General features: G+C 37.3%; 28 protein-coding genes. 12 read left to right on the top strand and 16 right to left on the bottom strand.

Annotated elements, in window-relative coordinates; all coding sequences use genetic code 11:
• The first annotated feature begins 27 nt into the window (after positions 1-27).
• The 4 genes from E2R67_RS07570 to lnt are packed head-to-tail and all read left to right on the top strand — an operon-like array spanning position 28 to position 4,005.
• Positions 28-1,062 carry a PhoH family protein gene (locus E2R67_RS07570; protein ID WP_134290322.1) on the top strand — a complete coding sequence of 345 codons (1,035 nt, stop codon included), beginning with the start codon at positions 28-30 and terminating at the stop codon, positions 1,060-1,062.
• The gene (ybeY, locus tag E2R67_RS07565; protein ID WP_134290321.1) at positions 1,062-1,538 is read left to right on the top strand and encodes an rRNA maturation RNase YbeY; all 477 of its coding nucleotides are present in this window, start codon (positions 1,062-1,064) and stop codon (positions 1,536-1,538) included. The genes E2R67_RS07570 and ybeY overlap by 1 nt, the downstream gene beginning before the upstream one ends.
• 9 nt (positions 1,539-1,547) lie before the next feature.
• Positions 1,548-2,420 carry a CNNM family magnesium/cobalt transport protein CorC gene (corC, locus tag E2R67_RS07560; RefSeq protein WP_134290320.1) on the top strand — a complete coding sequence of 291 codons (873 nt, stop codon included), beginning with the start codon at positions 1,548-1,550 and terminating at the stop codon, positions 2,418-2,420.
• Positions 2,421-2,448: 28 nt separating this feature from the next.
• Positions 2,449-4,005 carry an apolipoprotein N-acyltransferase gene (gene lnt / locus E2R67_RS07555; RefSeq protein WP_134290389.1) on the top strand — a complete coding sequence of 519 codons (1,557 nt, stop codon included), beginning with the start codon at positions 2,449-2,451 and terminating at the stop codon, positions 4,003-4,005.
• 97 nt (positions 4,006-4,102) lie between these two features.
• Here lnt and E2R67_RS07550 read toward each other — a convergent pair whose 3' ends face one another.
• The 9 genes from E2R67_RS07550 to zapE all read right to left on the bottom strand — a co-directional run bounded on the left by E2R67_RS07550 (position 4,103) and on the right by zapE (position 10,935).
• On the bottom strand, positions 4,103-4,507 hold the full coding sequence (locus tag E2R67_RS07550; RefSeq protein WP_208379494.1) for a ClpXP protease specificity-enhancing factor: 405 nt from the start codon (positions 4,505-4,507) through the stop codon (positions 4,103-4,105).
• 23 nt (positions 4,508-4,530) lie between these two features.
• Positions 4,531-5,169, bottom strand: a complete 639-nt coding sequence (sspA, locus tag E2R67_RS07545; RefSeq protein WP_134290317.1) for a stringent starvation protein SspA — start codon at positions 5,167-5,169, stop codon at positions 4,531-4,533.
• Positions 5,170-5,273: 104 nt separating this feature from the next.
• Positions 5,274-6,011 (bottom strand): cytochrome c1, encoded by a 738-nt coding sequence (locus E2R67_RS07540; protein WP_134290316.1) that lies wholly within the window; start codon positions 6,009-6,011, stop codon positions 5,274-5,276.
• The gene (locus E2R67_RS07535) at positions 6,011-7,288 is read right to left on the bottom strand and encodes a cytochrome b (RefSeq protein ID WP_208379489.1); all 1,278 of its coding nucleotides are present in this window, start codon (positions 7,286-7,288) and stop codon (positions 6,011-6,013) included. Before E2R67_RS07535 ends, E2R67_RS07540 begins: the two co-directional genes overlap by 1 nt.
• Positions 7,288-7,878 (bottom strand): ubiquinol-cytochrome c reductase iron-sulfur subunit, encoded by a 591-nt coding sequence (petA, locus tag E2R67_RS07530; RefSeq protein ID WP_134290315.1) that lies wholly within the window; start codon positions 7,876-7,878, stop codon positions 7,288-7,290. Before petA ends, E2R67_RS07535 begins: the two co-directional genes overlap by 1 nt.
• Before the next feature lie 247 nt (positions 7,879-8,125).
• Positions 8,126-8,650, bottom strand: a complete 525-nt coding sequence (gene ftnA / locus E2R67_RS07525) for a non-heme ferritin (RefSeq protein WP_134290314.1) — start codon at positions 8,648-8,650, stop codon at positions 8,126-8,128.
• Positions 8,651-8,764: 114 nt separating this feature from the next.
• Positions 8,765-9,154, bottom strand: a complete 390-nt coding sequence (gene rpsI / locus E2R67_RS07520; protein ID WP_134275642.1) for a 30S ribosomal protein S9 — start codon at positions 9,152-9,154, stop codon at positions 8,765-8,767.
• 15 nt (positions 9,155-9,169) lie between these two features.
• Positions 9,170-9,598, bottom strand: a complete 429-nt coding sequence (gene rplM / locus E2R67_RS07515) for a 50S ribosomal protein L13 (RefSeq protein WP_028867510.1) — start codon at positions 9,596-9,598, stop codon at positions 9,170-9,172.
• Positions 9,599-9,819: 221 nt separating this feature from the next.
• Positions 9,820-10,935: a cell division protein ZapE gene (gene zapE / locus E2R67_RS07510; protein WP_445177033.1), complete on the bottom strand. Its 1,116-nt coding sequence runs from the start codon at positions 10,933-10,935 to the stop codon at positions 9,820-9,822.
• A 279-nt stretch (positions 10,936-11,214) separates the two neighbouring features.
• Here zapE and E2R67_RS07505 point away from each other — a divergent pair, with 279 nt between their 5' ends.
• The 3 genes from E2R67_RS07505 (at position 11,215) to degS (ending at position 15,321) form a co-directional block, all read left to right on the top strand.
• Positions 11,215-12,507: a DegQ family serine endoprotease gene (locus tag E2R67_RS07505; RefSeq protein WP_134290312.1), complete on the top strand. Its 1,293-nt coding sequence runs from the start codon at positions 11,215-11,217 to the stop codon at positions 12,505-12,507.
• 174 nt (positions 12,508-12,681) lie between these two features.
• The gene (gene pykF, locus E2R67_RS07500; RefSeq protein WP_134290310.1) at positions 12,682-14,091 is read left to right on the top strand and encodes a pyruvate kinase PykF; all 1,410 of its coding nucleotides are present in this window, start codon (positions 12,682-12,684) and stop codon (positions 14,089-14,091) included.
• Between the two features lie 165 nt (positions 14,092-14,256).
• Positions 14,257-15,321 (top strand): outer membrane-stress sensor serine endopeptidase DegS, encoded by a 1,065-nt coding sequence (gene degS / locus E2R67_RS07495; protein ID WP_134290309.1) that lies wholly within the window; start codon positions 14,257-14,259, stop codon positions 15,319-15,321.
• A 114-nt stretch (positions 15,322-15,435) separates the two neighbouring features.
• On the opposite strand, the gene murA is transcribed toward degS, so the two are convergent.
• Genes murA through E2R67_RS07460 form a run of 7 tightly spaced genes read right to left on the bottom strand, consistent with a single transcriptional unit; the run spans position 15,436 to position 19,903 of the window.
• Complete coding sequence (gene murA, locus E2R67_RS07490; protein ID WP_134290307.1) at positions 15,436-16,695, bottom strand: UDP-N-acetylglucosamine 1-carboxyvinyltransferase; 1,260 nt, start codon at positions 16,693-16,695, stop codon at positions 15,436-15,438.
• A gap of 19 nt (positions 16,696-16,714) precedes the next feature.
• On the bottom strand, positions 16,715-16,963 hold the full coding sequence (locus E2R67_RS07485; RefSeq protein ID WP_134290306.1) for a BolA family protein: 249 nt from the start codon (positions 16,961-16,963) through the stop codon (positions 16,715-16,717).
• Between the two features lie 2 nt (positions 16,964-16,965).
• Positions 16,966-17,223: an STAS domain-containing protein gene (locus tag E2R67_RS07480; RefSeq protein ID WP_166739341.1), complete on the bottom strand. Its 258-nt coding sequence runs from the start codon at positions 17,221-17,223 to the stop codon at positions 16,966-16,968.
• Positions 17,220-17,840 (bottom strand): MlaC/ttg2D family ABC transporter substrate-binding protein, encoded by a 621-nt coding sequence (locus tag E2R67_RS07475; RefSeq protein ID WP_134290304.1) that lies wholly within the window; start codon positions 17,838-17,840, stop codon positions 17,220-17,222. The genes E2R67_RS07480 and E2R67_RS07475 overlap by 4 nt, the downstream gene beginning before the upstream one ends.
• Entirely contained in the window at positions 17,840-18,310 is a 471-nt protein-coding gene (mlaD, locus tag E2R67_RS07470) for an outer membrane lipid asymmetry maintenance protein MlaD (RefSeq protein ID WP_134290303.1), read from the bottom strand. Before mlaD ends, E2R67_RS07475 begins: the two co-directional genes overlap by 1 nt.
• A gap of 1 nt (position 18,311) precedes the next feature.
• Positions 18,312-19,097: a lipid asymmetry maintenance ABC transporter permease subunit MlaE gene (gene mlaE / locus E2R67_RS07465; protein WP_134290302.1), complete on the bottom strand. Its 786-nt coding sequence runs from the start codon at positions 19,095-19,097 to the stop codon at positions 18,312-18,314.
• Positions 19,097-19,903: an ATP-binding cassette domain-containing protein gene (locus E2R67_RS07460; RefSeq protein ID WP_134290301.1), complete on the bottom strand. Its 807-nt coding sequence runs from the start codon at positions 19,901-19,903 to the stop codon at positions 19,097-19,099. Before E2R67_RS07460 ends, mlaE begins: the two co-directional genes overlap by 1 nt.
• Positions 19,904-20,234: 331 nt before the next feature.
• Here E2R67_RS07460 and kdsC point away from each other — a divergent pair, with 331 nt between their 5' ends.
• The 5 genes from kdsC to E2R67_RS07435 are packed head-to-tail and all read left to right on the top strand — an operon-like array spanning position 20,235 to position 24,136.
• Positions 20,235-20,783 (top strand): 3-deoxy-manno-octulosonate-8-phosphatase KdsC, encoded by a 549-nt coding sequence (kdsC, locus tag E2R67_RS07455; RefSeq protein ID WP_134290300.1) that lies wholly within the window; start codon positions 20,235-20,237, stop codon positions 20,781-20,783.
• Positions 20,784-21,347 carry an LPS export ABC transporter periplasmic protein LptC gene (lptC, locus tag E2R67_RS07450; protein WP_134290299.1) on the top strand — a complete coding sequence of 188 codons (564 nt, stop codon included), beginning with the start codon at positions 20,784-20,786 and terminating at the stop codon, positions 21,345-21,347. It begins immediately after the preceding gene.
• Complete coding sequence (gene lptA / locus E2R67_RS07445) at positions 21,334-21,909, top strand: lipopolysaccharide transport periplasmic protein LptA (protein WP_134290298.1); 576 nt, start codon at positions 21,334-21,336, stop codon at positions 21,907-21,909. The genes lptC and lptA overlap by 14 nt, the downstream gene beginning before the upstream one ends.
• A gap of 2 nt (positions 21,910-21,911) precedes the next feature.
• The gene (gene lptB / locus E2R67_RS07440; protein ID WP_134290297.1) at positions 21,912-22,637 is read left to right on the top strand and encodes an LPS export ABC transporter ATP-binding protein; all 726 of its coding nucleotides are present in this window, start codon (positions 21,912-21,914) and stop codon (positions 22,635-22,637) included.
• 53 nt (positions 22,638-22,690) lie between these two features.
• A complete protein-coding gene (locus E2R67_RS07435; RefSeq protein WP_134290296.1) occupies positions 22,691-24,136 on the top strand; it encodes an RNA polymerase factor sigma-54 in 1,446 nt (481 codons plus the stop codon).
• The last annotated feature ends 56 nt before the right edge of the window (positions 24,137-24,192 follow it).

Genomic DNA, 24,192 nt, shown 5'->3' with positions numbered 1-24,192 from the left:
GAAAATATAAATAAGGGGCTTTGTAACTTGACCACAAAACTAACCACAGTACATCTTGATTTAGTACCTGCAGATAAAGACCGTTTAGCGGTGTTATGCGGATCATTTGACGATAACATTAAACAGATTGAACGCCGCTTAGGTGTTGAAATAATCTATAAAGATGAACATTTTCAAGTAGTGGGTGAACAACGTTACGCAGAAGCCTGCCGTGATTTACTCAATGATTTATACATTGAAACACAACCAATCAAAGGAAAAGCGCCACGCTTAACCAATGATGAAGTACATTTAGCGCTACAAAATTTAATCAGCGATCATCGTTTATTAGAAGTTAAAGCAGAATCTAATGAAGTAGGTTTTAAAAGCTTAACTATTAAAACTAAACGAGGCGTGATCAAGCCGCGTGGTGAAAACCAAACAAAATACGTTAGTAATATTTTACGTAACGATATTAGTTTTGGTATCGGCCCTGCAGGTACAGGTAAAACCTATTTAGCCGTAGCTTGTGCTGTTGAAGCATTAGAGCGTCAAGAAGTGCGCCGTATTCTATTAACGCGCCCTGCTGTTGAAGCTGGTGAAAAATTAGGTTTCTTACCGGGTGATTTATCGCAAAAAGTTGACCCTTATTTACGTCCTTTATATGACGCTTTATTTGAAATGTTAGGCTTTGAAAAAGTAGAAAAGCTGATTGAAAAAAACGTCATTGAAATTGCACCATTGGCGTATATGCGTGGACGTACTTTAAATGATGCCTTTGTTATTTTGGATGAAAGCCAGAATACAACAACAGAACAAATGAAGATGTTTTTGACTCGTATCGGTTTTAACTCAACGGCAGTGATCACTGGTGATATTACACAAATTGATTTGCCTCGCCACGTAAAATCAGGCTTACGACATGCGATTGAAGTGTTAGGTGAAGTCGATGATGGCATTAGCTTTAACTTCTTTTTAGCCGATGATGTTGTTCGTCATCCTGTTGTTGCACGTATTGTTAAAGCTTACGATGCCTTTGATAGAAAAACTGAAATTGCAGAAAGCGAAGCGAGAGACGCTTAATGGAATTGTATGTTGATTTACAGATTGCGAGTGAGAACGAGCAATCTTTACCTGAGTTAGCGCAAATAGAAACTTGGGTAAATGCAGCAATTATGGCGGCAAGCGATGACATTCGTGAAGAAGCTGAGCTGACAGTACGTATTGTTGATGCAGCAGAAAGCCAAGAGTTGAATAGCCAATATAGAGAAAAAGATAGACCAACGAATGTCTTATCTTTTCCTTTTCAAAACCCACCCGGGATCACGTTACCTTTGTTAGGGGATCTGATAATCTGTAAGAGTGTGGTTGAAAAAGAAGCAATTGAACAAAATAAGAGACTCATATCACATTGGGCACATATGTTAATTCATGGAACCTTGCATTTATTAGGTTATGACCATATTGATGAAGAAGAAGCAGAAACGATGGAACGTATTGAAACTAGCCTCATGATTGAGCTTGGTTACAATGACCCTTATTTAAGCGAAAAAGAGTAAATAAAATTAATGTCGGAAGATTATCATTCTAGCAACGAGCAGCCTAAAGAAGGTCTGCTCGATAAAATCAGCAATTTATTCCAAGGCGAACCAAAAAGCCAAGATGAATTATTAGATGTGATCGATAGCGCTAAGCAGCGTGAAGTGATCGATCAAAAAACCAAAGAAATGATAAAAGGAGTGCTCGACGTTTCTAAAATGCGAGTACGCGATATCATGATCCCTCGTTCACAAATGGTGACCTTAGGATTACATCAGTCCGTTGATGAGTTTTTACCTGAAATCATTAACTCAGCACATTCTCGTTTCCCAGTGATCACTGAAGATAAAGACCATATTGTGGGTTTATTGCTAGCAAAAGACCTTATTCAATACGGTTTTAGTTCAGATCCTGACGAATTCAAAATAGAAGAAATTCTACGAGAAGCAGTGGTGGTTCCTGAAAGTAAGCGTTTAGATACGTTATTAAAAGAGTTTCGTAGCCAACGTTACCACATGGCAATTGTTGTTGATGAGTATGGTGGTGTATCAGGCTTAGTGACAATCGAAGATATTTTAGAAGTAATTGTTGGTGAAATCGAAGATGAATTCGACAACGATGATGATGAAGAGATCCGTAAAATTGGTAAACGTAGTTATGCTGTAAGCGCTTTGACGACACTTGCTGATTTTAATGACTTCTTCAAAACCGATTATAACGTCGAAGATCAAGATACTATTGGTGGTTTGATCTTACATGAGTTAGGTCACTTACCTGGCCGTGGTGAAAAAATCACGATAGGCGAACATAAGTTTAAAGTCACTCACGCAGACAATCGACGTTTAGTACAATTACAAGTTCGTACTCCAAAAGAATTAAGAAAACAGCCACCACAAGAGTGAGCAATAGGTTAAGAAACTGATGAATAAAATGACTTCCTCCCTTTTAGGGCAGCTATTTATCGCCAGTTTGTTAGGTGCGATACAAGTTTTTGCTTTTGCACCGTTTCAACAATGGTGGGTGTTATATCCATCATTTGTTGGCTTATTTTTATTGCTTAAACAAGTCCACTTACAACAAAAGAAGCTATTTTTAGTTAGCTTTGTCTTCAATTTATCCATGTTTATTGCAACCATTCATTGGATCTATGTCAGCATGGATTTATTTGGTGGTATGCCAGCCTTTGTTAGTGTCGCACTCATTGTTGTCTTATGTGCTTATCTCGCACTCTTCCCAAGTTTAGCGTTATGGTTAACCTTCAAGATAAAAAGCAATTCAATGGCAGTTAAGTTACTACTTATTTTGCCTAGTGCTTGGTTAATTATGGACTTTTTGCGCGGATGGGTTTTAACAGGCTTTCCGTGGGCTTATCTAGGTTACAGCCATATTGACACCCCATTCGTTGGCTTTGCGCCTATTTTGGGTGTACAGGGCATGACCTTGGCAATTTTATTGACTTGCTCGGCCCTGACTTTATTAGTGCTTAAACAATCTAAATCTTTTGCCTTAGGATTAATTCTTTTCTTAACGGTTTCAGGGTTTGCTTTAAAGAAGTTAAGTTTTACCGAATTACAAGCGCCTATTAAAGTCGCTTTAGTTCAAGGTAATATCGATCAAGCTAAGAAATGGGAACCCAATCACCTCTCCCCTTCTTTACGTAAATATTTAGCACTTTCTGGTATTCAAAATGAATTACAAACGGATCCTGAATTGATTCATAAAAATGAGTTAATTATTTGGCCAGAGTCTGCAATCGCTGCACTTGAGCTGAATATGCAGCCTTTTTTACAATCGCTATCCAATGCTTTAAAAACCAATGAGCAATCCTTAATTACAGGCATCATTAGCTACAACAAAGAAAGTAATCAATATTTTAATAGCATTATTATGCTAGGTGACTTACCAGAAGGTGAAGGTTACTCAAATGTAAGCCCAAATCGCTATCAGAAGCATCATTTATTACCTATTGGTGAGTTTGTACCCTTTGAAGATTTATTACGCCCACTAGCGCCTTATTTTAATTTACCTATGTCGAGTTTTCATCGCGGTGGTGAAGTACAAAGGAATTTACAAGCACACGGTACGACATTGGCTTCTGCATTATGTTATGAAATAGCTTTTCCTGAGTTATTAAGAAAAAATATTCACCATGACACAGGTATGATATTAACCGTCAGTAATGACGCTTGGTTTGGCAGTTCAATTGGCCCAGACCAACATCTACAAATAGCGAGAATGCGTGCCATTGAATTCGGTCGTCCAGTTTTACGCAGCACCAACACAGGGATCACTGCGATCTACAATACAGTCGGTGAAGAAGTGGGCCGTTTACCTACTTTTGAAGATGCTGTATTAAGAGAAGAAGTACAACCTGCTTATGGTGAAACACCTTATCAACGAATGGGACAAACGCCTTTATTTATCTTTGTTCTATTTTCATTAATTGCCGCTTTTATCTTATCGAAAAAAGCGCCCTCTTCATTGTAAATCCGTAACCTCTAACTGGTAGCTGCGATGCAATAAAAAGCAGAGACAAAAAAACCGAGCAAGCTCGGTTTTTTATTTGTCGAAATTTATATCGAGACTATTTTACAACAGTTAATGTTGGCCTTTTAGGCTTATCATCATCAGATTTCTTACTATCACTAGCATCTGCCTGAGTTGTTGCAAGCTTGTAAGCAGGCTCTTCAGGGAAGATTGTACCTGCACCATTCTCACGAGCATAAATTCCTTCAATCGCATATAAAGGTACGTAAATTTGCATCGGCTGACCTGAAAAACGCGCGTTAAATGATAATGCATCATCATTTAACTCGAACGCTACAACAGACTCTGGCGCGATGTTTAATACAATTTTCCCATTCTCAACGAACTGCACTGGCACTTCAACATTCGGTAATGAAGCATCCACAATAATATGTGGAGTACATTCACTATCAACAATCCAGTTATAAAAAGCACGTAATAAATAAGGGCGTTGTACTAACATTTCCGACATTTTAAATACCTATCTTATTGACCGCCGATGCGAATTTCACGCTCAGTTTCAGTCATTGACGCTTGGAATGATTCACGCTCAAATACTTTAACCATGTAACTTTTAATGCCTGTTACATTTTCGTAGCCTAAATCGATTTTTAATTCTGGTAGACGCCATAATAAAGGAGCCATGTAACAATCAACAATCGTAAACTCTTCAGACATAAAGTATGAGAAGTGCTCGAATACTGGTGCAACTTCAAGAATTTTAGCGCGTAAAGTAGCACGAGCAGGTTCAACTTTCGCTTCGTCACCAGACATAATTGTTGCTACTAATGGAAACCATTCACCTTCAATACGCTCCATTAATAAACGGCTTTTAGCACGTTCAACAGGATATACAGGCATAAGTGGTGGATGAGGAAAACGCTCATCTAAGTATTCCATAATGATGCGAGAGTTGTATAACACTAACTCACGGTCTACTAATGTTGGTAGATCGCTATCAGGTGTTAATTCAGCTAGTTCCTCTGAAGGGTTTTCTTGGTCAACGAATGTAATATCAACATTGACGCCTTTTTCAGCCAATACGATACGTGTTTGGTGACTATATAAATCAGATGGTCCTGAGAACAACGTCATAACAGAACGCTTGTTTGCAGCTACGGCCATGGAATACCCCTAGTAATTAAAAAAATAAGTGTTTAAAAAACACAAACGGCAATGACGTCGAAAAAACACCATTGCCGAAAAGATAGTAGAAAAAATATTAGCGATTAATGAATATCGCGCCAGTATTCTTTCTTCAATAAGTAACTCAGTACAAATAAGATAATTAGGAAACCAATTACCCAGAAACCTAAGTTTTGACGCTCAAGTTTATTCGGCTCTCCTGAATAGACTAGGAAGTTTACCAGATCTAGTACCGCTTGGTCATACTCATCCGATGACATCTCGCCACCTTCGTTACTTTCAAGCGCGATAATTTCATGATGCTCTACACCATCAGCATCAACCGTTGTTTCAAAAACAGCAGTTGGGATGCCCTGTAGCTCTTCTAAAACATGCGGCATTGCCACGTCTTTGAAGACTGCATTATTTACACCAAATGGACGCGTTGGATCTTTATAGAAAGAACGTAAGTAAGTGTAGATCCAGTCTGCACCACGCACACGCGCTTCTAATGTTAAATCTAATGGCGTGTTACCGAACCATTTCGCAGCATCTTTTTTATCCATGCTGTTTTTCATTAACTCACCAATTTTACTGTCGGTGAAGATCAAGTTTTCTTTCATTAACTCATCTGGAATCCCTAAATCTGTCGCAACACGTTGGTAACGTTGATGCGCAGTAGAGTGACAAGCAGAACAGTAGTTCATGAATAATTTAGCACCATTTTGTAGAGATGCTTTATCCGTTAAGTCGTAGTTTGCTTTATCTAAATGCACTGCTGCACCTGATGCAAAAACTAAACTAGGAACGAATGCCACTAAGGCTATCAATAATTTTTTCATTAGTGTGTCAACCTCGTTGGTAGTGGCTTAGTTTTTTCGTTTTTGCTGTAAATAAACAGAGCAATAAAGAATCCAAAATACCCAACCGATGCAATCTGCGCAATGATTGTATAAAGCGGTGTTGCTGCTACGGCACCTAAATAACCTAATACAATAAAACAGATAGTAAACTGAGTAATGTTAATTTTATGCGCCAAACTACGGTAGCGAATAGATTTAACTTTACAACGATCTAACCAAGGCAATAGGAATAAAATCGCAATAGAACCACCGAAGAATACAACACCGATTAATTTATCTGGGATTGCACGTAAAATTGCATAGTAAGGTGTGTAATACCAAACTGGTGCAATATGCTCAGGTGTTTTCAAACCATTTGCCGCTTCAAAGTTTGGTGGCTCAAGGAAGAAACCGCCGCCTTCAGGAATAAAGAAGATCACTGCTGCAAAACAGATCAAGAAGAATGACACACCCATAATATCTTTTACTGTAAAGTAAGGATGGAACGGGACAGCATCCATAATGTCTTTTTTGCTGCTGTATTGTTTATGGAAAGTGAATTTGCCTTTCGCTTCTTCTGAAACAGTACCTTTCTTCTGTTTAATTTCAACACCATCTGGATTGTTTGAACCCACTTCGTGAAGCGCAACAATATGTAGGAATACCAATGCAACAAGTGCGAGTGGTAATGCAACAACATGTAATGCAAAGAAACGGTTAAGCGTTGCACCAGAGATAACGTAATCACCACGTATCCACAATGTTAAATCATCACCAATAAATGGAATGGCACCAAATAGTGAAATAATTACCTGTGCACCCCAGAAAGACATTTGTCCCCAAGGTAATAAGTAACCCATAAATGCTTCAGCCATTAACACTAAGAAGATCAACATACCGAAGATCCAAATAAGTTCACGTGGCTTTTGGTATGAACCGTAAATTAATCCACGGAACATATGTAAATAAATAACAACAAAGAATGCTGATGCACCCGTTGAATGCATATAACGTAATAACCAACCATAAGGAACATCACGCATGATGTACTCAATTGAAGCGAACGCGCCTTCAGCTGATGGGTTATAATGCATCGTTAACCAGATACCTGTTAATATTTGGTTAACAAGCACTAACATTGCTAATGAACCAAAGAAGTACCAAAAGTTGAAGTTTACTGGTGTCGGATATTGTGCAAGATGTTTATTCCACGTTTCCGTCATCGGAATACGCGCATCAATCCAATCAATTCCGCCCATGACTAATTTTTTAAGCATTAGGCATCTCCTTTGTCTAAGCCGATTAGGACTTGTGTATCTGAAACATAATAATGTGGAGGTATTACTAAGTTTAATGGCGCAGGTACGTTTTGGAATACACGTCCAGCCATATCAAATTTAGAACCATGACATGGGCAGAAGAAACCTGACTCAACACCTTCAACTTGCTCACCGAATGAATCTGGTAAATAAGTAGGAGAACAACCAAGATGCGTACAAATACCCACAGCGATTAATAGCTCAGGTTTAAGAGAACGACTTGGATTTGTCGCATATTCTGGTTGTTGAGGCTCAGCAGAATCAGGATCACGTAACTTATCGTTCAGTGTCGCCAGCTCATCAATTACTTTCTGTGTACGTGAAACAACCCAAACTGGTTTGCCACGCCATTCAACACGAACCAATTGACCTGGTTGGATTTTGCTAATATCAACACTTACTGGCGCACCAGCAGCTTTAGCTTTTTCACTTGGACTCCAAGATTTCACGAAAGGAACTGCCACTGCAGCTGCCCCTACTCCACCAACAACACCTGTTGTTAATGTTAGAAACTTGCGACGACCAGAATTAACAGGCTCATTGCTCATTTAACCATCTCCATTGTGAACTACTTAAAAATAGCTCAAAAAATACAAAACTGGGGGGTACACATCAATCCGTTGCAAAGTCATTGACGAATGTTGTATAAAAACTCGCTGAATTTTAAAGAAATAGGCCTCTATTTACAAGCCATTAACATTACTTTTGAGGGGGAAATACAAAAAAGCATGGCTTAATTGACCATGCTCTCATTAGAATTGCCCTGCTTTGTGAAAACAAACACAAATTTAATGCTTAAACAGCTGAATCCATTATTGACGTCGCACCTGTTTTTGCAATCTCAGCGAGGTCTTTATCAATCCAATATAACGCTTTACCGTCTTCGCCAACTAAATCGATTTTATCTAAAATACCTTTAAATAGTTTTTCTTCTTCGTGTTGCTCTGCAACATACCACTGTAAAAAGTTAAACGTTGAGTAATCATGCGTTGTAAATGCAACATGTGTTAATTCGTTAATTTGCTTGGTGATTAAACATTCATGCTCGTAAGTTTCTTGAAAGACTTCTTTTAACGATTTAAATCCGTAAGGAGGCGCATCAATAGAGCCTAAAATAGGTAATGCCCCTGTTTCGCTTACATAAGTAAATAAACGGTTCATGTGCTCCATTTCTTCTGCCGCGTGACTACGTAACATTTCTGCAGCACCTTCATAGCCTTTATCTTCACACCAAGCGCTCATTTGCAGATAGAGATTTGAAGAATAAAACTCTAGATTAATTTGTTCATTTAACTTTTCAACCATAGTTTCAGTTAACATGGCATTCTCCCTGTAATTATTTTAATGGGTTAACAATAGAGTGCTAACCTTTAAAAAACAAGCAAAAAAAAGCCCAGTAAAAACTGGGCTTTTTTGCAATTCGAAAAACGAAAATTAACGTTTAGAGAATTGTGGACGTTTACGTGCTTTATGTAAACCGACTTTCTTACGCTCAACTTTACGAGCATCACGAGTTACAAAGCCTGCGCCACGTAATTCAGAACGTAGAGATTCATCAAACTGCATTAATGCACGAGTGATGCCTAGACGGATTGCACCAGATTGACCAGTTGTACCACCACCTTTAACAGTGATGTTTAGGTCGAATTTCTCAGCAGAGTCTACTAACACTAATGGTTGACGAACAACCATACATGCAGTTTCACGACCGAAGTATTCATCTAAGTTACGTTTGTTGATAGTGATTTGACCACTACCTGCTTTCATAAACACACGAGCTGTAGAGCTTTTGCGACGACCTGTGCCGTAGTATTGATTTGCCATTGTTTTATATTCCTATTAGATGTCTAAAACTTGTGGTTGCTGTGCAGAATGTTGATGCTCAGAACCAGCATAAACTTTCAATTTACGATACATTGCGCGGCCTAAAGGACCACGTGGTAACATACCATTTACAGCTTTTTCAATAACACGCTCAGGAGCACGTACGATTAAGTCTTCAAAGCTAATTGCTTTAATGCCACCAATGAAACCAGTGTGGTGGTAGTAAATTTTACCTTTAGCTTTGTTACCAGTTACAGTAACTTTCTCAGCATTGATAACGATGATGTAATCGCCAGTATCAACGTGAGGTGTGTATTCAGCTTTGTGTTTACCACGTAAACGTAAAGCGATTTCAGTAGCTAAACGACCTAGTGTTTTTCCTTCAGCGTCAACTACGAACCAGTCGCGTTTTACTTCAGCTGGTTTTGCAACAAAAGTTTTCATTAAGTTATACCCAAATTAATGATTTAAAAAAAATATGACTACATAAATTGCAGCCAAAAATGTATTTTTCGCCTTTCCGTATCCCTTCGAATACGTCTAGCGTAAACAGATCCACCATAACAATTGGGGAGGTGGATAACGTGGGCGGCGAAATTATACAGAAGAATGACTCAGAGATCACCCCTTTATTGCAACTTTATGAACAACTTTATCAACAGCACTTATATATCGATATGATGAGCTTGACTTAAGTAGGCTTTACTTTGCATTTCTAATAAGCGAGAAACACAACGTTGAAACTCAAAGGCGAGCCTTTCACCTTCATACAAGGCAAGTACATCCACTTCAGCAGACATAATTAATACGACATTACGATCGTAAAATTCATCAACTAAAGCGATAAAACGTCTTGTTAAGTCATTATGTTGATCGGTCATTTTGGGGATATTAGCAATTAATACAGTGCGATATAAAATAGCGAGCTCAATATAATCATGCACACTACGAGGCCCATCGCATAAATCATTAAATTCGATGCTTAATGTATCGCAACTCGTTGCAACGGTATTAATGTCGCGATTATTAACCGTGATGATTTCACCGTATTGTTTATCACCAGTGGCTAATGTTTCAAAAGACTCTTTAATTTGAACAGAGGCATTATCATCCAGAGGGTAATGATAGATTTCAGCCTCAATCAATCGCCCTAGTCGATAATCCTTTCCTCCATCTAAATTAAACACTTCACAATGTTGGTTAATTAAATCGATGGCAGGTAAAAATCGCGCACGCTGTAAACCATTTTTATATAAATTATCAGGATGAATATTAGAGGTTGCGACTAATACCACACCTTCTTCAAATAAAGCTTCAAACATACCCGCGAGGATCATTGCGTCGGTAATATCTTCAACAAAAAATTCATCAAAACAAATAACATCAGTTTTTTCAGCAAATTGTTTTGCGATTACTTTTAAAGGATTCGCTTGTCCTTGCAATAAGGTTAGCTGTTGGTGAACTTGCAACATAAAGTGATGAAAATGCAATCTTTGTTTACGATCACTCTCAAGGCTATGAAAAAACAAATCAACAAGATAAGTTTTCCCTCGTCCTACTCCACCATAAAAATACAATCCCTGTGTGCTAGTTTTAGCTTTTTTATTACTACCGAATACACGCTGTAATAATGAACTTTTTTTAACCGATTGAGTCTTAGCATTTGATAAATCATCATACAGGCGTTGCAACATAGTGATCGCTTGTAATTGTGCGTCGTCTTCAAAAAAGTTAGGTTTTAATAAATCAGCTTGATATCGAGATAAAGGTGTCGTCACAATGTTGTCTTAATAAGTCAGTAAATTGACCTCTATTTAAGCATTAATACCCGTTATCATTCAAGATGCAAATGCAGTATCTAAAATGCAATTGAGTGTATTAATAAATTATGCATCTACATTTAAAATGTGTAATCTGTTTCACAAAATGAAAGTGGATGGATAATTGAAAATTAGATGAGATATCCCCATCGGATGTTCACGGCCATTTTATATAACGGATCTAGTTCGCTATTTTTTGGCTGGCTACATGATTTGAACTTAATATAGTAAGGAGCAAAAATGGCTATCATCACACGTCCTTTATTTTTTTTAATACTTATATTTACAAGTGTGTCTTCATTCGCAGCATTACCAACCGCCGTTAAAGGAGAGAAGCTGCCAAGCTTAGCGCCTTTAATTAAAGAAGTAAGCCCTGCGGTGGTGAATATTTCAGTATCAGGCGCAAGCTTAAACCAAGGAGCTCAGCGTTTTTCAGGGTTAGGCTCTGGTGTGATCATTGATGCTGATAAAGGTTATATCATTACCAATTATCATGTCATAGAAAAGGCGAATCAAATTACAATTAGCCTAGTATCTGGGCATCAATACAAAGCTAAAGTGATTGGACAAGATCCGCAAAGTGATATTGCCCTACTGCAAATACAGAGTGATCGCCCTTTAGTTGCGATTAAGTTCTCAGATTCAGATAAGTTACAAGTCGGTGATTTTACTATCGCCATTGGTAATCCTTTTGGTTTAGGTCAAACAGTTACTTCAGGAATCGTCAGCGCGCTAGGCAGAAGTGGGTTGAACTTGCAAAATTTAGAAAATTATATTCAAACGGATGCTGCTATTAATAGTGGTAATTCAGGTGGCGCATTACTTAATTTAAATGGTGAGTTGATCGGCATTAACACTGCCATCTTAGGCCCTAATGGTGGGAATATAGGGATTGCCTTCGCTATTCCTGCTAATATGGTTAAAAACCTCACTCAGCAATTATTAGAGTTTGGCGAAATACGCCGCGGAATATTAGGTATAAAAGGAGGAGAAGTCACTCCCGATCTTGCTAAGAGCTTTGATTTAGAAGTCACGCACGGTGCATTTATTTACCAAGTCACACCAAACTCCGCCGCAGATAAAGCAGGATTAAAAGCTGGCGACGTGATCACAGCAGTTAATGGAACACCAATAAAATCATTCTCTGCATTACGTGCTAAGATAGGCACCTTGAGCGCGGGTAAAGAAGTTTCTTTACAAGCTATTCAAGATAATAAGTCTAAAACTATTAAAGTGGTATTAGGCGGAAATACAACGGCATCAAACCATTCTGTTTTACCTGTTGTTTTTGAAGGGGCAACATTAAGCGATTCAGAAACCAATCAAAGGTTTGTTGGTGTGAATGTTGTCAAAGTGAGTCCAAACTCAATGGCAGATCGCATTGGTTTAATGCAAGGAGATGTCATTATTGCTATCAATCGCACTCGAATTAGCAATCAAGAGCAACTTATTACAGCATATAAAAACATTAAAAGTATGAGAGCGTTAAATATTATGCGTAATAATCGACCGATTTATCTCATGTTGGACTAAATTCCAAGTAAAAATGTAAAAAAATCACTTAAATATGCATTTAACTGAACTTTATTGATTATAAATCATTTTTTATTCCACAATTTCTTGTAAAATATGCGCCATTAAACATAAATGTAATTTTTTTAATTAAACTTGTAAGAAAATAGCACAATCACTATTGGAGAAAAGACGGTGAGAAAAACTAAAATTGTATGTACGATAGGTCCAAAATCAGAATCAAAAGAGATGTTAGCTAAATTAGTTGATAAAGGTATGAACGTTATGCGTCTTAACTTTTCACATGGCGACTTCGTTGAACATGGAACTCGTATTACACGTATCCGCGAAATTTGTGCAGAAACAGGTAAAAATGTAGCTGTTCTTCTAGACACTAAAGGTCCAGAAATCCGCACAGTAAAATTAGAAAATGGTGATGACGTATTATTAACAGCTGGTCAAGAATTTACACTTTCTACAGACCAATCTGTTGTGGGTAACAATACTATCGTTGCAGTAACTTACGAAGATTTAGGTAAAGATCTTGCGGTAGGTAACACTGTTTTATTAGACGATGGTCTAATTGAAATGACAGTTAAAAGCATCTCTGGTACTAACGTTGTTTGTGAAGTAATGAACACGGGTGAGCTAGGCGAAAACAAAGGTGTTAACCTTCCTGGCGTTAAAGTTCAATTACCAGCACTATCTCCAAAAGATAAAGGCGATTTAGTATTTGGTTGTGAACAACAAGTTGATTTCATTGCTGCTTCATTTATTCGTAAGAAAGAAGACGTATTAGAAATCCGTGAGCTATTAAAAGCAAACGGCGGCGAAAACATCCAAATCATCTCTAAAATCGAAAACCAAGAAGGCGTTGATAACTTCGACGAAATTCTAGAAGTTTCTGATGCAATCATGGTTGCTCGTGGTGACTTAGGTGTTGAAATTCCTGTTGAAGAAGTAATCTTCGCACAAAAAATGATGATCCAAAAAGCAAACGCTGCACGTAAACCTGTTATTACTGCAACACAAATGCTTGATTCAATGATCAAAAACCCTCGCCCAACTCGTGCTGAAGCGGGTGATGTTGCAAATGCAATCATCGATGGTACTGATGCGGTAATGCTTTCAGGTGAATCTGCTAAAGGTAAATACCCTGCAGAAGCAGTTGAAATCATGGCTTCTATCTGTGCACGTACTGATAAAACTATCAATGCTAAAACAGATGACAGAAAGTCAACTTTACGTATCACTGAAGCGGTATGTAGCGGTGCTGTTGATAACGCAGAACAACTTGATGCTAAATTAATCATTGTTGCTACTGGCGAAGGTAAGTCTGCACGTTCATTACGTAAATACTTCCCATCTGCTCCAATCTTAGCGCTAACAAGCAATGCTAAGACTCGTCAACAGTTAGCATTAACTAAAGGTGTTTCTGCTAAAGTGGTTGAGCAACAAGAAACAATGGAAGCTTTCTACAAACTAAGTATGGACTTCGCTAAAGAGCAAGGTCTAGTCGTTGCTGGTGACAAAGTAGTTATCGTTGCAGGTGCTTTAGTAAGCTCTGGTACAACAAACACTTCTTCTGTACATGTAATTGCTTAATACTTTAGATTGCTAATATAGCAATCTAGTAAAGCTGAATAAAAAAACATCGCTTTTAAGCGATGTTTTTTTTTGCTTAAACACTAACTTAATTAAAACTATCTTTCCTCCTCAGGTCACTTTTCTATATACTAGACTTCTTTTTTCTCACATTAATATATGAATATGAAGCTAAAGAACTATTTCAATTATTTAATGAAACCTATTTTGTGGGGGATACTTCTTGGCGCCATTTTTATTTTAACTCCAAAGATTTATAAGAGCGCAACCGATAAGACCTCTTATTTACCTGCAATTATAAGTTATTCAGAAGCAGTCAAAAAATCAGCTCCAGCAGTTGTAAACATTTACTCACAGCAATATATCGATTCAAGTGTAGGCACTAAACAACAGCTACAACCAACGGGGTTAGGATCAGGTATTATTTTAGATAAACGTGGATTTATACTTACCAATTACCATGTTATCTCTCAAGCAGATCAAATCTTAATTGCTTTACAAGATGGGCGTTTATTTACAGCCACTGTCGTGGGGAGCGATCAAATAACCGATCTTACAGTTTTACATATTGATGGTGAAGATCTTCCGGTTATTCCACAAAACCCTAATTACACACCTGAAGTCGGTGATGCTGTATTAGCAATCGGTAATCCTTACAATCTTGGCCAAACCATTACTCAAGGTATTATCAGTGCCACAGGGCGTGGTGGATTAAGCGCAACAGGTCGCCAAGACTTTATTCAAACCGATGCAGCTATTAATGAAGGAAACTCTGGTGGCGCGTTAATTAATAGTCGAGGTGAATTAGTAGGTATTAATACTTCTGAGTTCCATACTGGCGCCCAAAATGTGACTTATGGGATTAGTTTTGCTATCCCTTATCAATTAGCCAATCATGTTATGCAAAGCTTAATAAAATATGGCCGAGTGATTCGAGGCTCTTTAGGCATTCAAGCAGAGAACCTTGATCCTTTATTAGCCCGATTATGGGGACTAGAAGCGAAGAATAGCATTATTGTGAAAAGCATTTCTGATGGTGGACCTGCACAAAAAGCAGGTATGCGAAAAAACGATATTATCTTAAAAGTTGATGGGCAAGATGCGGTTAACTTAATTGTGACTATGGATAAAATCGCCAAGATCACACCAGGAACAAAAACTAAAATAACCGTTTTACGCTCAGGAAAAGAAAAAGAGCTAGAAGTCGTGATTGGCGAGTTTCAAGGTTAATAGTTTTAATAACAATCACGCTAAATAGCTTATCTACTTTACTTACTAGAACATCAGACATAAAAAAAGAAAGCTGTTGCTTTCTTTTTTTGTTTTAAGGCTTTCGAGTTTTAATTAAGACTCTACACGTCTCATTTTTGCACCTAATGGAATCAGTTTATCTTCAATCGCTTCGTAACCGCGATCGATATGATAAATTTCATCAACAATGGTTTCACCTTGTGCAATTAAACCAGCAATAACTAAACTTGCTGACGCACGTAAATCCGTTGCCATTACTGTTGCGCCACTTAATTTATCTGCATCGCCACAAATAGCTAAATTACCATCTAGTTCAATGTTAGCGCCCATACGAATTAATTCAGGCACATGCATAAAACGATTTTCAAAGATATTCTCTTTAATACGTCCTGTACCAGGTGCCACTGTGTTTAATAATGTAAATTGAGCTTGCATATCCGTTGGGAAAGCTGGATGTGGTGCCGTTGTAATATTAACTGACTTTAATGTTCGCCCTGTCATATCAACTTCAATCCAATCAGAGCCTGACGTAACTAATGCGCCTGCTTCTTCTAACTTAGACATAACAGCAGTTAGCAATGTAGGGTCTGTTTTCACGCAACGAACTTTACCACCACTTACAACACCAGCAACTAAGAAAGTACCTGTTTCAATACGGTCTGGTTGTACTTGGTAAGTACAATCACCTAACGTCTCAACACCTTCGATAGTGATAGTATCAGTACCTGCACCCGTGATTTTACCACCCATGCCATTAATGAAGTTAGCAAGATCAACAATTTCAGGCTCTTTAGCTGCATTTTCAATGGTAGTTACACCTTCAGCCAATGCCGCAGCCATCATCAAATTACCTGTACCAGTTACACTAACAAGGTCCATATAAAGGTGACAACCTTTTAAACGTCCATCGACACGTGCTTTGATAAAACCATCTTCAACTTTGATCACTGCACCCATTTGTTCTAGGCCGTGAATATGTAGATTAACTGGACGAGCACCAATAGCACAGCCACCAGGCAATGAAATATCTGCTTTACCAAAACGAGCAACTAAAGGACCTAACGCTAAGATAGAAGCACGCATACTTCTTACTAATTCGTAAGATGCAGTGTAGTTTTTAACAGCTTTAGCATTAATTTTTACAACATGCTGATCTTGACTTGCCGTTGCCCCCAACTCTTTTAATAATTCGATTGTGGTAGCAATATCTTTTAATAACGGCACATTGTTTAAGGTAATATCACCTTCAGACAATAAAGTAGCAAATAATATCGGTAATGCAGCGTTTTTAGCGCCTGAAATAGTTACCTCACCATTTAACTGGCAGCCACCTTGAATAATAAATTGACCCATGAAAATTCCTATTAACCTACTAAATAAAATGTTTTTGTTTTTGCCATTCATCCGGCGTTAATGCTTTAATTGTTAAAGCATGAATCGCGTTACTTGCAATCTCATCGGATAAATGTGCATAGATAGTCTGTTGTTTTTTAACGCGACTCATGTCAATAAACATTTCGCTAACAGCAATCACTTGAAAAGTACCACTTTCACCTTTAACAATACAAACATCTAATGCTAAAGCTTGTTCTAATTTTTCTTTAATTATTTCAGTATTCATAACTAACCATTATTGATAAAAATATGTTCTACGCCATATAACTCGGCTAAAACCCGTAATTTTGCAGAAGCATTGTTCAACAATAATTCAGGATATTGCATTTTAATTTGTACTAAATAAGCGACACCCGCTGAATCAATATTATTTAGCTGCGACAAATCAATACTTTTAATTGTTTCATATGATTTAATTGCTGGATGAATATGCTGACTAAAATCAGCTAGCATTAAATCTTGGCCGAATAGTATCTCATTACTCATGAAGAAAATTCACTATTCTTTTGTTTTAATAACTTGATCAACTCATCAATCCCTTGTCTTTGGATTAACGCACTAAATTCAGAACGTTTTGTATCTAACATACTCACGCCTTCAGCGATTACATCAAAAACTTTCCACTCGCCGGTTTTCGCATTTTTGCGTAATTTAAAACTAAGTTGAGTTATTTGCCCAGTATTTTCCTGCATTCTAACAGGAATACTAACAACTTTCTTACCCTTAAAATTATTATTACCCAGTATGGTTAATGTTTGTTGATTATAATTCAACAAAATATGTCCATAAGCATTGATTGAATACTCATAAAAAGCATCTACAAACTGACTACGCTGTTCTGATGTTGTCTTTTTTAAATTAGGTCCAAGTACACTATAAGCGGCGTATTTGTAATCAAAATAAGGAATAAGTTCCTCTTCAATGATCACTTTTATATATTCTGGCTCACTTTCCAACCTGTTTTTTTCTTTGTCTAAACGAGCGAAGGTATTTGATGACAATAATTCTAACGTTTGATTAGGGTCTGTCAGTTCATTATCGGCCGCGACCAATGGAAAAGATAATGAACATAAAAGAACAAAAAAAGCAGTAATATAGCGCATTAATCTTCCTTATTAATAGAGTAAATAAATTGTCCAATAAGATCTTCTAACACTAAAGCCGACTTAGTATCTTCAACAATGTCACCATCGCCTAGCATATCAATCCCTTCATCAATAAAACCTGGCGTTAAACCGATATATTGTTCACCTAACAAACCTGAGGTTAGGATCGCCATAGAAGACGTTTCTGGATAAAAACCTTGGCTTTCAAGCATCGACATTTTAACCACAGGCGTATAATTTTCTTTATCTAAATAAATAGAATCAACACGACCAACCACCACTCCGCCTAACTTGACAGGTGCTCTTGGTTTTAGACCGCCAATATTAGTGAAACTTGCTTCTAAATAATAATTATCGCCTTCACCTTTGAGAGATAAGCCTGACACGCTAAATGCCAACACAGCAAAAGAAACGATTGCTACGCTAACAAATAATCCAACCCAGATTTCTAATTTTCGTTGTGACACTTTAACCTCCAAACATAAAAACAGTCAGTAAAAAATCCATGCCTAACACAAGTAGAGAAGCAGTGACTACAGACTTTGTTGTTGCTCTACTGATCCCCTGTGGATTAGGCACCACATGAAAACCATTAAAAAGTGCAACCCAAGTAATAATAAAAGCAAATACAACACTTTTAATCATGCCATTCATTACATCAGCTGAAAAGCCAACGCTATTTTGCATAACAGACCAAAATGCCCCACCATCAACACCTAACCAACTCACACCAATGAGGTAACCACCCCAAATAGCAATAACATTAAATATTAGCGTTAATAAAGGTAGCGCTATAATACCTGCAATTAAGCGAGGCGCAATAATACGTTTAAATGGAGAAACAGCCATCATCTCCATACTAGAAATTTGTTCAGTACTTTGCATCAAGCCTATTTCAGCAGTTAGCGCAGATCCTGCTCGTCCTGTAAAAACAAGTGCAGCAACAACAGGCCCGAGTTCGCGCAATAACGAATGAGCAACTAAGCTACCTAAGCTTTCCTCCGCTGCGTAATCTACTAAAGCATAATAACCTTGTAAGCTTAATACCATGCCGATAAATAACCCAGAGGTCATAATGATAGGTAAAGACAAAATACCGATATGGTACATTTGGGCAATAAATAAATGAAATAGTTTCGGATGAGGTTTAGTCAACAGCGTTCTTTTCAACATTAACACTGCTAAACCTAAGCCTTGCATTTTTTGTAATGAATAGTGCCCAATCGATTGGAATGTATGCATCAATACTTGCATTATTTATTTACCTTTTTAAGGTCTGCTTGATAATCGTCAGCAGGCATATGAAATGGTATTGGACCTTGTACAGCACCCGCTAAAAATTGTTGTAATAAAGCATTATCTTTTTCTGCTAATACTTCTTCAACAGAGCCTTGTGCAATAATTTTATTTTCAGCGAGCACATAAACATTATCTGCAATCGACAGTACTTCGTTAACATCATGAGATACGATCACAGATGTGATCCCCAAGGTTTCATTTAATTGTTTTATTAATTTTAATAACACATTCATGGAAATGGGATCTTGCCCTGTAAAAGGCTCATCGTACAGTATCACTTCTGGATCTAAGGCAATAGCCCGAGCCAATGCAATACGTCTTGCCATTCCGCCTGAAAGTTGTGAGGGGTATAAATCTTTCGCTCCGCGTAACCCTACTGCCTGTAGTTTCATTAGCACTATTGTAGATAATAGCTTTTCATCTATTTTAGTATGTTCTCTTAAAGGGAAAGCGACATTTTCAAAAACATTGAGATCATTAAACAAGGCACCACTTTGAAAAAGCATTCCCATTTTTTTACGCGTTTCATAAAGTACTTTTTCAGAACATTCGTGAATTGAAACATCATTAAATATGACTTCACCTTGATCAACCGGTACTTGTCCACCAATCAATTTTAATAATGTCGTTTTACCGATCCCACTTGGTCCCAAAACAACAGTTATTTTTCCTCGTTCAAATTTCATATCCAGATTATCGAATATAAGATTCTGCTGACGAGAAAATTTAAGATTATTAATCGTAATGTGTGTTGTAGACATGAGTAAAACTCTCTAACAAAATGATAAGCCAGTTTAATAACTCAAACGAGAAAGGCAAATAGAATCTGAGCAAAGTGAATATTTCAGCGATTTAACTTGATACAGACTCTATAAGGATAAAATTACAGGTTAAAAGCTTATCTCACAAATGTTCTTTTGTAATTACTTTAACAATTATGAGCTTAATCGAGTTCTAAGTAATGTTTAACCTATTTAATCATCAATTGTCTTGTTATGATTAGAAATAAAATATTCAAACAACATTGGCATAATACGTGCTTTTTGATATTTTTACGGTTTAATAACGATTTACGATAAAAAGAGCGGATAAATGATCGATACCCCCTATGGAAAAGTGAGTTCAGACATCTTTGAACGAGCACAAAAAATAAAATTATTTGTGTGCGATGTTGATGGCGTGTTTTCCGATGGTCGTATTTATCTTGGTAATGACGGTGAAGAATTAAAGGCATTTCATACTAAAGATGGCTTTGGGCTTAAAGCGATTATGCAACAAGGCATTGACGTTGCCATTATCACTGGTCGCCAATCTAATATCGTTGAAAATCGAATGTCAGCCTTAGGCATCAAACATATTTTTCAAGGTAAAGATGACAAGCTAACTGTTTATCAATCTTTACTTGAAAAGTTAAATCTAACAGCAGATCAAACTGCTTATATTGGTGATGATGTTGTCGATTTACCCGTTATGGAAATCGCAGGATTAGGCATTGCGGTAAATGATGCTCATCCATTAGTAATTCAAGGAGCCGATTTAATTACAAATATTAAAGGCGGTTTTGGAGCAGTACGTGAAGTGTGTGATTTGTTTTTACAATGTCATGGTCAACTTTCTTTTAGACAAGGTAAAAGCGAATAAATGAATAAACGTCAAATTATTCCTTTTGTTGCTTTACTGGCGGCTTTTGTTATTTGGGTATACATCATCCCAAAAGTACAAGTTCCAAATTTTACAGAGCATCACCCAACTTATATAGCGAATGAAGTATTAAGCAATCATTATGACGCATCGGGTTTTAATGATTATCAAATCTTCGCAGATAAGATGATCAGTTATCCTGAAGATGACATTACATTATTTGAATTACCAAGAGTCGTTGTTCACACAAAAGATAAAGAGACTGGCAACGTCACTATTTGGCAACTAACCAGTACAAAAGGTACGTTAGAGAACAAAAACAAATTATTACTGTCTGAAGGTGTGATAATTGAAAATTTGACTAAAAATGAAATAGTACAAGAAATGAAAACAGACAAAGCAATTGTGCAACTTGATAAACAAGAAGTGACAACAGAATTGCAAGTCATTTGGACAGGGCCACAAATACGCCAAGAAGGTGTAGGTATGTGGGTGTCATTGGCGACCAAAGAAATGAAATTAAACTCGAATATAAAAGCGGTATACTTTAATGAACCTAAATAAATTAGCAGCCCTAATGGCCATCACCCTTATCTCCCCTTATGGTGCGGCGTTAGAATCAGATTTTAATCAGCCTATTCATGTTTCTTCAGTAAAACAACATGCAAAATTAAAAACGAATACGTTAACCTTTACTGATGAAGTGCTATTAACTCAAGGTTCAATTAAAATCACAGCGGATAAGTTGACTGTGATTCGAGGAACTGAGCCAAATCATGAGATAATGATTGCTGAAGGAAATGTTGCTTCTTTCCACCAAATTCAAGATGATGGAAAGCCACTTGATGCAGAAGCAAAAACTATTCGTTATGATGTAGCACAGGGTAAAATAACATTAACAGAAAATGCACAAGTAAAACAATTAGATAGTAAAATAACAGGTACTAAAATCATTTACTATATCGGAACAGAAGAGTTAAATGTAACCACAGATCAATCGAAACAAGAACGTGTTAAAACTGTTTTTTTACCATCGCAATTCGAAAAAGATAGCAGTAAAGAAGAAAGTAACGTAAAAGAAACTAACACAGAAGACACACCAAGCATTCCTGTAGGAAAAGAATAAATATGGCTGAGTTACGTGCGGCAGGATTAGTTAAAAGTTATAAAGGGCGCACTGTTGTAAATGGTGTTGGCTTAACAGTAAAAACAGGTGAAATTGTTGGTTTATTAGGCCCTAATGGAGCAGGTAAAACCACCTCTTTTTATATGGTTGTTGGGTTAGTAAAACAAGACCATGGCTCTATCGTCATTGATGATGAAGATATTTCTAACGACCCTATGCATATTCGCGCTCAAAAAGGGATTGGTTATTTACCTCAAGAAGCCTCTATTTTCCGTCGTTTAACGGTAACAGAAAATATAATGGGTATTTTACAAACACGGAAAGAATTGACACAAAAACAACGAGAAGAGAAACTAAATACCTTATTAGAAGAATTTCATATTACGCATATCCGTAATAGTAAAGGAATGAGTTTATCTGGTGGTGAACGTCGTCGTGTAGAAATCGCCCGTGCACTCGCTACTGAGCCTAAATTCATTTTACTCGATGAACCTTTTGCAGGGGTAGACCCTATCTCGGTAATCGATATTAAAAATATTATCCAGCATTTACGTGACCGTGGTTTAGGTGTTTTAATTACTGACCATAATGTTCGAGAAACGCTTGATGTGTGTGAACACTCTTATATAGTGAGTCACGGTGAAATAATAGCAATCGGAACCCAAGACGAAATATTAGCAAATGATCATGTAAAACGCGTTTACCTAGGTGAAGAATTTAAACTTTAGATTAACGTTGTTGTTTTAGTTAGTAAGACATCCTATTAGGAATATATGTTTTGATGAAACAAGGTTTACAATTGAAAATGGGTCAGCAATTAGCAATGACCCCTCAATTACAACAAGCAATAAAACTCTTGCAGCTTTCAACCTTAGATCTCCAACAAGAGATTCAAAACGCGCTAGACTCAAACCCGCTGTTAGAACAAGACGATCAAACGGGAACAGAAGAGTCAGTGAAGGAAGCTGACAGCAGCCAACTTGACACCTCTGATGCAATTTCTCAGCAAGAGTTTTCTGACGATTTACCTGCAGAAAAAGAGTGGGAAGAATCTTACACATCAACACCAATTACCGGTACAAGCTCAAATGCAGTCGCTTATGACGGCGAAGATACGGTTTATCAGGGCGAGTCATCAACGTCTTTACAAGACCATCTTTTATGGCAAATGCAACTCACTCCTTTCACTGAAACAGACCAAGTTATTGCCATGGCGATCATCGACTCTATTGATGACTCTGGCTATTTAACAACAGATTGCGAAAGCATTTTAGACAGTTTAAAAGTAGACTTGGAAGAATTAGAGCTTGATGAAGTTGAAGTCGTTCTTAAACGTATTCAGCATTTTGATCCACTTGGTGTGGCGGCTCGATCCACACAAGAATGTCTACAAATACAATTACGTCAACTTCCGGCAACGACGCCTTGGCGTGATGAAGCGATCTTAATACTTGAACAGTACATGGATTTATTAGGTAATCGCGATTACCGAACATTAGCGAGAAAAAGTAAATTTAAAGAAACGCAACTTGCAGAAATCATGCGTTTAATTCAAAGCCTAGAGCCGCGTCCAGGCAATGGAATAGAGACCAGCGAAGCGCAATATATTGTGCCTGATGTTTACGTTAAAAAGATTAATGGTCAATGGCGTGTTTCATTAAATCAAGATTGCGATCCTAACTTATCAATCAACAAACAATATGCTGATCTTTGTAAAGGCACTATCAGCAAAACTGACTCGCAATTTATTAAAGGCCACTTACAAGAAGCAAAATGGTTTATTAAAAGCTTAGAAAGTCGTAATGAAACCTTATTAAAAGTGTCTAATTGTATCGTGCAACAACAACAAGCTTTCTTTGAATATGGCGATGAAGCCATGAAACCTATGGTGTTAAACGATGTTGCTTTTGAAGTAGAAATGCATGAATCAACCATTTCACGCGTCACGACACAGAAATTTATGCATACTCCTAGAGGCATTTACGAGCTTAAATTCTTCTTTTCGAGTCATGTTGCGACAGATGGTGGTGGAGAATGTTCATCCACTGCGATCCGCGCTTTGATCAAAAAATTAGTTGCTGCGGAGTTAACAACTAAACCGTTAAGTGATAATAAAATTACACAACTGCTTGAAGAACAAGGAATTCAAGTAGCGCGAAGAACGATTGCGAAATACAGAGAATCCCTCGGAATTCCGCCTTCAAATCAACGTAAACAACTGTTGTAAAGATTGACTCATATTAAGAAAGTTGAGATTAGCTATAGCCATTTAGTAGTAACCTG

Source organism: Psychromonas algicola (assembly GCF_004378355.1).
Classification (GTDB): Bacteria; Pseudomonadota; Gammaproteobacteria; order Enterobacterales; family Psychromonadaceae; genus Psychromonas.
Note: the sequence above shows the minus strand (reverse complement) of the source record. Positions and strands in the feature narration are given on the sequence as shown.

What these genes read in the sequence shown, in the direction of transcription:
- lptB (WP_134290297.1), top strand. Translation starts at nt 21,912, where the DNA reads ATGGCTGAGTTACGTGCGGCAGGATTAGTTAAAAGTTATAAAGGGCGC.
- corC (WP_134290320.1), top strand. Translation starts at nt 1,548, where the DNA reads ATGTCGGAAGATTATCATTCTAGCAACGAGCAGCCTAAAGAAGGTCTG.
- E2R67_RS07485 (WP_134290306.1), bottom strand. Translation starts at nt 16,963, where the DNA reads ATGAATACTGAAATAATTAAAGAAAAATTAGAACAAGCTTTAGCATTA.
- lptA (WP_134290298.1), top strand. Translation starts at nt 21,334, where the DNA reads ATGAACCTAAATAAATTAGCAGCCCTAATGGCCATCACCCTTATCTCC.
- lnt (WP_134290389.1), top strand. Translation starts at nt 2,449, where the DNA reads ATGACTTCCTCCCTTTTAGGGCAGCTATTTATCGCCAGTTTGTTAGGT.
- ftnA (WP_134290314.1), bottom strand. Translation starts at nt 8,650, where the DNA reads ATGTTAACTGAAACTATGGTTGAAAAGTTAAATGAACAAATTAATCTA.
- E2R67_RS07540 (WP_134290316.1), bottom strand. Translation starts at nt 6,011, where the DNA reads ATGAAAAAATTATTGATAGCCTTAGTGGCATTCGTTCCTAGTTTAGTT.
- ybeY (WP_134290321.1), top strand. Translation starts at nt 1,062, where the DNA reads ATGGAATTGTATGTTGATTTACAGATTGCGAGTGAGAACGAGCAATCT.
- E2R67_RS07460 (WP_134290301.1), bottom strand. Translation starts at nt 19,903, where the DNA reads ATGTCTACAACACACATTACGATTAATAATCTTAAATTTTCTCGTCAG.
- murA (WP_134290307.1), bottom strand. Translation starts at nt 16,695, where the DNA reads ATGGGTCAATTTATTATTCAAGGTGGCTGCCAGTTAAATGGTGAGGTA.
- E2R67_RS07550 (WP_208379494.1), bottom strand. Translation starts at nt 4,507, where the DNA reads ATGTTAGTACAACGCCCTTATTTATTACGTGCTTTTTATAACTGGATT.
- rpsI (WP_134275642.1), bottom strand. Translation starts at nt 9,154, where the DNA reads ATGGCAAATCAATACTACGGCACAGGTCGTCGCAAAAGCTCTACAGCT.
- E2R67_RS07505 (WP_134290312.1), top strand. Translation starts at nt 11,215, where the DNA reads ATGGCTATCATCACACGTCCTTTATTTTTTTTAATACTTATATTTACA.
- E2R67_RS07480 (WP_166739341.1), bottom strand. Translation starts at nt 17,223, where the DNA reads ATGAGTAATGAGATACTATTCGGCCAAGATTTAATGCTAGCTGATTTT.
- degS (WP_134290309.1), top strand. Translation starts at nt 14,257, where the DNA reads ATGAAGCTAAAGAACTATTTCAATTATTTAATGAAACCTATTTTGTGG.
- E2R67_RS07435 (WP_134290296.1), top strand. Translation starts at nt 22,691, where the DNA reads ATGAAACAAGGTTTACAATTGAAAATGGGTCAGCAATTAGCAATGACC.
- mlaE (WP_134290302.1), bottom strand. Translation starts at nt 19,097, where the DNA reads ATGCAAGTATTGATGCATACATTCCAATCGATTGGGCACTATTCATTA.
- kdsC (WP_134290300.1), top strand. Translation starts at nt 20,235, where the DNA reads ATGATCGATACCCCCTATGGAAAAGTGAGTTCAGACATCTTTGAACGA.
- E2R67_RS07535 (WP_208379489.1), bottom strand. Translation starts at nt 7,288, where the DNA reads ATGCTTAAAAAATTAGTCATGGGCGGAATTGATTGGATTGATGCGCGT.
- sspA (WP_134290317.1), bottom strand. Translation starts at nt 5,169, where the DNA reads ATGGCCGTAGCTGCAAACAAGCGTTCTGTTATGACGTTGTTCTCAGGA.
- petA (WP_134290315.1), bottom strand. Translation starts at nt 7,878, where the DNA reads ATGAGCAATGAGCCTGTTAATTCTGGTCGTCGCAAGTTTCTAACATTA.
- rplM (WP_028867510.1), bottom strand. Translation starts at nt 9,598, where the DNA reads ATGAAAACTTTTGTTGCAAAACCAGCTGAAGTAAAACGCGACTGGTTC.
- lptC (WP_134290299.1), top strand. Translation starts at nt 20,784, where the DNA reads ATGAATAAACGTCAAATTATTCCTTTTGTTGCTTTACTGGCGGCTTTT.
- E2R67_RS07475 (WP_134290304.1), bottom strand. Translation starts at nt 17,840, where the DNA reads ATGCGCTATATTACTGCTTTTTTTGTTCTTTTATGTTCATTATCTTTT.